This window comes from Blastocatellia bacterium (genome assembly GCA_035275065.1).
Taxonomy (GTDB): domain Bacteria; phylum Acidobacteriota; class Blastocatellia; order UBA7656; family UBA7656; genus DATENM01.
Genome location: DATENM010000143.1, coordinates 1 through 3,248, shown reverse-complemented (window position 1 = coordinate 3,248; position 3,248 = coordinate 1). Strand labels below are relative to the sequence as shown.

Sequence of the window (3,248 nt, the reverse complement as noted above, 5' to 3'; positions counted from 1 at the left end):
GCCGGCGCCGCAAGGAGATGCGTATGTGGCGCGGGAATACGAAGTGCCGGTGGGCGAGAGCGAGACGGCGCTGGCGAAGATCTGGGCCGATATGCTGAAGGTGGAGCGTGTCGGGCGCTACGATAACTTCTTCGAATTAGGCGGGCACTCCCTCCTGGCCATGCAAGTCATCTCGCAGCTTAGGCACGTACTCGGCGTGGAAGTGGCGACCAAAGACTTGTTCGCGCATCCGGTCTTGACTGATTTCGCGCGCGTTGTGGGGAGAACCCCGCAGGCCGCTCTGCCGGCGATTACGCTTGCCGAGCGCGGGGAACCTCTTCCGTTGTGCTTTGCGCAGCAGCGCTTATGGTTCCTGGCGCAGATGGAGGGAGTGAGCGAAGCCTATCACATCTTCTGCGGCTGGCGGTTGAAGGGCGAGTTGGACCGCCGCGCGCTGGATCAGGCGCTAGACCGAATCGTTGCTCGGCACGAGGCGTTGCGTACCATTTGCGAATTGATTGATGGGAAGCCGATGCAGCGCATCATTCCCGCGGAGGAGAGCCGATTCCATCTGGTGGAATGCGAGCTGAAGGAGGCGCAGGGTCGTGAAGAGGAGCTGAATCGGTTGGTGACAGAGGAAGCAAGTGCAGGTTTTGATCTGGAGCAGGGGCCGCTGATCCGCGGACAATTGATCGGGTTGGGCGAGAACGACCATGCGCTGCTGCTCACCCTGCATCACATCGTCAGTGACGGCTGGTCTATGGACATCTTCATTAAGGAGCTAAACACGCTGTACGAGGCTTTCGCGCGCGGCCAGGAAGATCCGCTGCCACCACTGACGGTGCAGTACGCCGACTACGTGGTGTGGCAGCGCGAGTGGCTGCAAGGCGAGGTGCTGCGGCGGCAGGCCGAGTACTGGCAGCAGGCACTGGCGGGAGCGCCTGCGCTGCTTGAGCTGCCGACGGATCACGTGCGACCGGCGGTGCAGGAGTATGTCGGAGGATCAGTTGAGCTGGAACTGGAAGAAGGATTGACTCGGAAGCTGAAAGAACTGAGTCAGCGCGCGGGCACGACGTTGTACATGACGTTGCTGGCCGGATGGAGTGTGCTCTTGGCGCGGCTTTCGGGGCAGGGCGATATCGTGGTAGGTACGCCGGTGGCTAATCGCGGGCGGGTAGAGATCGAGGGCTTGATCGGGTTCTTTGTGAACACGCTGGCGCTACGGCTGAAAGTGTCGGGGTCGCCAACCGTGACTGAGATGTTGCAGCGGGTAAAGGAGCAGACGCTTGCGGCACAGCAGCATCAAGACATCCCGTTTGAACAGATCGTCGAGCTTGTGCGTCCGGCGCGAAGCCTGGCGCACAATCCACTGTTTCAGGTGATGTTCGACTGGTGGCAATGGGCTCAGGAGGGCAGGTTGGCGCTGACCGGGCTGGAGGTAGAGAAGCTACAGTCGGCGCGCATGGTGGCGAAATTCGACCTGAGATTATGTTTACAGGAATCAGGCGGGCGGATCGTGGGCCGCCTTGAATACGCCACCGCCCTGTTCGAGCGCGAGACGGCGGAGCGGTATGTAAAGCACTGGCGGACGTTGCTCGATGAAATGGTGGCCGATGACATGCAGGCCGTGGACCGATTGCCACTGCTTGGAGAGGCAGAACGGCATCAGGTGCTTGTCGAATGGAACGCTACCGAGGTGTATTTCCCGAAGGAGAGCAGCGTTCACGAGCTATTCGAAGCGCAAGCCGAGAAGTGCCCTGACGCCATCGCCGTCGTAGACGGAGACCAGAATCTCACCTACAGCGGGCTTAATGTAAAGGCCAACCGGTTGGCACATCATCTACGCGGGCTGGGCGTGGGGCCCGACGCGCGAGTGGCAATTATCCTTGACCGCTCGATGGCTTTGGTGGTTGCCGAACTGGCTGTCTTGAAATGTGGAGCGGCCTACGTGCCCATCGATCCGACGTTTCCTGGAGAACGTCAGGTTTTCATGGCGCTCGACTGCGCGGCGCAGGTTGCCATTACGACCAGAGATGCGGCGTTGCCTGAGGCATGGGACGCGTCACGAGTCAACCTTGATGATTTTGCCCGGATTGAAGGAGCCGTCGAGAATCTCAGCCTTCCGTCCCACGGTGAGATGGCGGCCTACGTCATGTATACATCAGGCTCGACCGGCCAACCGAAAGGGGTGATGGTGCCGCACCGGGCGATTACACGGCTCGTCTTTAATTGCGGATATGCTGACTTCAAGTCTGACGACCGGGTGGCGTTTGCTGCCAATCCGGCGTTCGACGCGGTGACGATGGAGGTGTGGGCGCCACTGCTAAACGGCGGGCGCATGGTGGTGATTGACCCGGACTGTCTGCTCGATCCTTCGATGTTTGCGGAGGCTTTGATAGCTCAAGAGGTCAGCGTGCTGTGGATGACGGTGGGGCTTTTCAATCAGTATGTGCATGGGTTGGACGAGGCATTGGGTCGCTTGCGTTACTTGATTGTGGGCGGCGATGTGCTAGACCCGCGCACGATTGCCGAGCTACTGTCGCACGCTCCCCCAAGGCATCTTGTTAATGGCTACGGTCCGACGGAAACCACGACCTTCGCCATCACCCACGAAATCACGGAGATTTCCGAGGCCACCCGAAGCATTCCGCTTGGCAACCCGATCAGCAATACGCAGTGCTATATCCTCGACGAGAACCATCAGCCGTCGCCTATTGGAGTCGGCGGAGAGATCTACATTGGCGGCATGGGAGTGGCACACGGCTATCTCAACCGCGCAGAGTTGACTGCCGAGCGCTTCCGGCCCGACCCCTTTGGCCGAGAGCCGGGAGCGCGCCTCTACAAGACGGGCGATCTGGGGCGATGGCTTGCCGGCGGCGAGGTCGAGTTCCTGGGGCGCAATGACCTCCAAATTAAGATTCGTGGGTTCCGTGTTGAGCTGGGCGAGATCGAGGCCAGGCTAACCCGTCACCCTGCGGTGTGTGAGGCGGTGGTGCTCACCTACGATGCAGACGACGCCGGCAAGCGCTTGGCGGCTTACTTCACCGGGCAGGAGATCGGGGCTGAGGCGCTGCGAAGTTATCTCTCCGGGCAACTGCCAGAGTACATGCTGCCGACGGCTTATGTGTGGCTGGAGCGCTTGCCGTTGACGCCGAACGGGAAGGTGGATCGTCAGGCGCTGCCGGCGCCGCAAGGAGATGCGTATGTGGCGCGGGAATACGAAGTGCCGGTGGGCGAGAGCGAGACGGCGCTGGCGAAGATCTGGGCCG

General features: G+C 60.9%; 1 protein-coding gene. It reads left to right on the top strand.

Translation table 11 applies throughout. The features are described 5' to 3' along the window. Positions 1–25: 25 nt before the first annotated feature. The coding region (locus VJ464_26560; GenBank protein HKQ08712.1) for an amino acid adenylation domain-containing protein at positions 26–3,248 on the top strand (3,223 nt) is incomplete at its 3' end.